4 protein-coding genes are annotated in these 4,610 nt (G+C 63.9%); all 4 read right to left on the reverse strand.

Features of this window, described 5'->3' with window-relative positions; all coding sequences use genetic code 11:
• Positions 1-1,063: Mur ligase family protein (locus AC1D1P_RS14820; protein ID WP_477673510.1), on the reverse strand; the 1,063-nt coding region annotated here is incomplete at its 3' end.
• 6 nt (positions 1,064-1,069) lie between these two features.
• Positions 1,070-2,248 (reverse strand): phospho-N-acetylmuramoyl-pentapeptide-transferase, encoded by a 1,179-nt coding sequence (gene mraY / locus AC1D1P_RS14825; RefSeq protein ID WP_477673511.1) that lies wholly within the window; start codon positions 2,246-2,248, stop codon positions 1,070-1,072.
• Positions 2,238-3,647: a UDP-N-acetylmuramoyl-tripeptide--D-alanyl-D-alanine ligase gene (locus AC1D1P_RS14830; RefSeq protein ID WP_477668404.1), complete on the reverse strand. Its 1,410-nt coding sequence runs from the start codon at positions 3,645-3,647 to the stop codon at positions 2,238-2,240. The genes mraY and AC1D1P_RS14830 overlap by 11 nt, the downstream gene beginning before the upstream one ends.
• Positions 3,644-4,610: Mur ligase family protein (locus AC1D1P_RS14835; protein ID WP_477673512.1), on the reverse strand; the 967-nt coding region annotated here is incomplete at its 5' end. The genes AC1D1P_RS14830 and AC1D1P_RS14835, both read right to left, overlap by 4 nt.

Here is a 4,610-nt window from a genome sequence, read left to right on the forward strand (position 1 = left end):
CCTGGGGCGGCTTCAGGCGCACCTTGACGGGCGGCGGCAGCATGGCCATCACGCGAGCGTCATCGCGATTGAGCAGCATGAAGGTGCTGGCACCGAAGACCCTGGCTTTCGCCGCGACGTAGGCGTCCATGTCGCCGTGCCAGTCCAGATGGTCCTGCGTGATGTTGAGCACCACGGCGGCCGTTGGCTCAAAGCCCTGTACATCGGCGAGCTGGAAACTGGACAGCTCCAGCACCCAGACTTGCGGCAGGGTTTGCGCATCCATATGGGCCGACAGCGTGTCGAGCAGCGTCGGGCCGATGTTGCCTGCCACGGCCACCGTTTTCCCGGCGCGCTGCACCAGTTGGCCCAACAGCGAGGTCACCGTGGTTTTGCCGTTGGTTCCCGTGATGGCCAACACTTCGGGCCGGTAGCCGGTGGGCTTTTCCGGCGGCACAAGACCCAGTAATTCAGGGRTTGCAACCCTTTCGCTCGCTTCTTCAAGGGCGACTGACCCGCCCTCTGGTGTGCTGTCTGCCGCATCTGGCAGAACCTCTGTGTCGTCGGAGGCACCGGCCGGCACAGAGGTTTCACCCGCGAGCGAATCAGCTGCAGCCATCGCATCGGGCACGTCCGTTCCATCTGAGGATTCGGATGACAGCGACTCAGGCACCGGCTCCGGGAGTGCGGGAGGTGCCTCAGTTTCAGGCTCGTCTTCCACCGCCTCTGCGGCAGGGACATCGCGGAGATCGGCAAGAGCCAGGGAGAACAGATCAAGCTCACCCCCAACCGGCAAACCGATCTCGCGCACAGCCTCCACCACAGGGGCGATCACTGCAGGCGCCAGCCCCGGCGAACGGTAGACAGCACGCACGGCAGTACCTTGCACCAGCGCCGGCGTAAAAGCACCGCCGATGAACGTGACGCCCGGCAATTCCTGTCGCAACGTTGCAAGCAAGGAAGGCGCCTCGCGCGTATCGGCGACCGTGACCGAAGCGCCATGGCGCACGCACCAGCGCGCCATGGCCAGGCCGGACGCACCCAAGCCCAGGATCAACACGGTTTGGTCTTGTAAATGCCGCATGCCCGTTTACCTAAGCTTCAAGGTGGAAAGGCCGATGAGGCACAGCAGCATGGTGATGATCCAGAAACGCACAACCACCTGCGTTTCTTTCCAGCCGCTCTTTTCAAAGTGATGGTGGAGCGGCGCCATCTTGAGGATGCGGCGGCCTTCGCCGTAGCGTTTCTTGGTGTACTTGAACCAGGTCACCTGCATCATCACGGAGAGGGCTTCGACGACAAAGATGCCGCCCATGATGGCCAGCACGATTTCCTGGCGCACGATGACCGCGATGGTGCCCAGCGCGGCACCCAGCGCCAGCGCGCCCACGTCGCCCATGAAGACCTGGGCCGGGTGCGTGTTGAACCAGAGAAACGCCAGGCCGGCGCCTGCCATGGCAGAACAGAAAATGAGCAGTTCGCCGGAACCCGGAATGTGCGGAAAGAAAAGGTATTTGGAATAGACCGAGCTGCCGGTCACGTAGGCGAATACACCCAGCGCGGAGCCCACCATGACCACGGGCATGATGGCGAGGCCGTCCAGCCCGTCGGTGAAATTGACGGCATTGCTGGAACCCACGATCACGAGGTAGGTCAGGATCACAAACCCGAACACACCCAGCGGGTAGCTGATTTCCTTGACAAAAGGCACGAGCAACCCGGCCTTGGGCGGCAGGTTCACGTCAAAGCCCGACTGCACCCAGCTGAAGAACAACTCCAGCACCCTCATGTTGGAGCTTTCAGAAATGCTGAACACCAGGTAGAGCGCTGCCACCAGGCCGATAATGGACTGCCAGAGGAATTTCTCGCGCGAGCGCATGCCTTCCGGGTCCTTGAGTACGACCTTGCGCCAGTCGTCTGCCCAGCCTATGGCGCCAAAGCCCAACGTGACGATGAGGACGATCCAGACGAAACGGTTGGACAAATCGAACCACAGCAACGTGGAAATTCCGATGGACAGCAGAATCAGCACACCGCCCATGGTGGGCGTGCCGCTCTTGCTCAAATGGGTCTGCATTGCGTATTCCCGGATCGGCTGCCCGATCTTCAGCGAGATCAGCCGCCGGATCACAAAGGGGCCAGCCAGCAGACCGATCAGCAGTGCTGTGAGCGCGGCCATGACTGCACGGAACGTCAGGTACTGGAACACCCTGAAAGACCCGAATTCGGGGGAGATTGACTGGAGCCACTGGGCCAGACTAAGCAGCATGGGGCTCTTCCTTCTGATGTTGTTGATGTTGTGTTTGATCTTGCGCATTGGCCGTGATGGCCTGGACCACACGTTCCATCTTCATGAAGCGCGAACCCTTGACCAGCATGCTGCCGGTGTGGGGCAGCTCGGCCAGCACGGCGGCGGCGAGTTCGTCCATGCCGCCAAAAATCTGCGCGCCGCCAAAACCGGCCGCGGCCTGCTTTGACTGCTCGCCCAATGTGAACAATTTTTCAATGCCCAGCGCGCGCGCATGGCGCCCGGCTTCATCGTGGAACTGCGGCCCCTGGTTGCCGACCTCGCCCATGTCACCCATCACCATCAGGCGCGGGCCGGGCAGTTCGGCGAGGACCTCCAGCGCGGCGCGCATGGAGTCGGGATTGGCGTTGTAGCTGTCGTCGACCAGCGTCAACACCCGGCCTGGCAGGGCGACGGCGATGGCACGGGAACGGCCCTTGACCGGCACAAAAGCCGTGAGGCCCACGGAGATGGATGCCAGGGGAACGCCCGCCGCCAGCGCGCAGGCCGCGGCAGCCAAGGCGTTCTTGACGTTGTGCCGGCCGGCGATGTGCAGAGAGAAATCGGTGTTGCCCGCCGGGGTCGTAGCCACCACCTTCCAGCAGCCGCCCTCCCATTGCGCGGTGCCTGTGATGTCGGCGGCGCCCGAGAGCGCGAAGGTCAGTGCCTTGCGCGTGCCGACCAGTTCACGCCACAGCGAGGTGTAGTCGTCGTCGGCCGGAAAGACCGCCGTGCCGCCCGCATCCAGCGACGCGAACACCGAGCCGTTTTCGCGCGCCACCGCTTCCACCGTGGCCATGAATTCGAGATGCTCACGCTGTGCGTTATTGACCAACGCGACGGTGGGCTTGGTGAGTTCGGCCAGGTAGGCGATCTCGCCGGGGTGGTTCATGCCGAGTTCGACCACACCCACTTCATGCGCGGCCGACAGTCGCAGCAGCGTGAGCGGCACGCCGATGTCATTATTGAGATTGCCTTCGGTCGCGAAGGCCTTATCGGCCTTCCAGGCGCGCAAGATGGTCGCGATCATTTGCGTGACGGTGGTTTTCCCGTTGCTGCCCGTCACCGCCACCAGCGGGAGGCGGAACTGCGAGCGCCAACCGGCGGCCAATTGACCCAGCGCCAGGCGCGTGTCGGACACCTCCAGTCCCGGCAGGCCGGCTTGTGCCAGGCCATGATGGGCAATGGCCGCGACTGCGCCCTGCGCTTTGGCTTGTGCGAGGAAATCGTGGGCGTCGAACCGCTCGCCCTTGAGCGCCACAAAGAGGTCGCCTTCCTGCAGGCTGCGCGTGTCGGTGTTGACCCGCAAAGCCTGCACGCCGCCGTCACCCACGAGGCGAGCGGCGGGTAACCAGCCCAGGGCTTGCTGCAGGCGCATCATGGCCGGCCCTCCTGCTTGGGCGAAGCCAAGGCATCGAGCGCCGCCTGCGCATGCTCGCGGTCGGAGAAAGGGAGCTTTACACCGCCCACTTCCTGAAAACTTTCGTGGCCCTTGCCGGCCAGCAGCACCACGTCGTCGGAGCCGGCGAGGCTAAGGGCGTGCGTGATGGCAGCTGCGCGGTCGGCCTGCACATGCACGGCATCGCSATGGCTCAGGCCCAGCAGCACCTGGCAGATGATGGCCAGCGGATTTTCGCTGCGCGGATTGTCGCTGGTCACCACCACCTGGTCGGCATTTTTTTCGGCTACGGCTGCCATTAGCGGTCGCTTGGTGGTGTCGCGGTCCCCACCGCAACCGAACACGCACCAGAGCTGACCATTGCGGTGTGCCGCTGCCGGTCGCAGCGCGAGCAATACCTTTTCAAGTGCGTCGGGCGTGTGGGCGTAATCGATCACCACCAGCGGCCGACCGGGCATGGCCAACGTCTCGGTGCGGCCGGGCACGGGTAGCAGGCCGGCACAGGCCTTGACCGCATCGGCCAGCGGCACACCCATGGCGCGCAGGGCCGCGAGTACACCGAGCAGGTTGGACACGTTGTACTGGCCCACCAGTCGGGCAGCCAGCGTATGGCTTTCGGCACCCTCCGTCACCTCAAAGCTCAAGGCATCAGTGCCGTGCTCGAGCTTGCGCGCCTGCAAACGCGCCGGCTCCGCACAGGACACCGTCCAGAGGTCCAGGCCGCTCCCCGCGAGCGACTCCTTCAGTTCTGCACCCTTGGCATCGTCGATATTGATGACCGCCGCCTTCAGGCCCGGCCAGCCGAACAGCGCGGCCTTGGCCTCCCAGTAGGCTTGCATGGAAGTGTGGTAGTCGAGGTGGTCCTGCGTGAAATTGGTAAAAATTGCGACCTCAATGACGGTCGCGTCCAGGCGGTGTTCGACCACGCCGATGGAGGAGGCCTCC

It is taken from the genome of Polaromonas sp. P1_E1_2, from assembly GCF_056406035.1.

Coding starts and splice junctions, on each gene's coding strand:
- mraY (WP_477673511.1), bottom strand. CDS start 2,248: ATGCTGCTTAGTCTGGCCCAGTGGCTCCAGTCAATCTCCCCCGAATTC.
- AC1D1P_RS14830 (WP_477668404.1), bottom strand. CDS start 3,647: ATGATGCGCCTGCAGCAAGCCCTGGGCTGGTTACCCGCCGCTCGCCTC.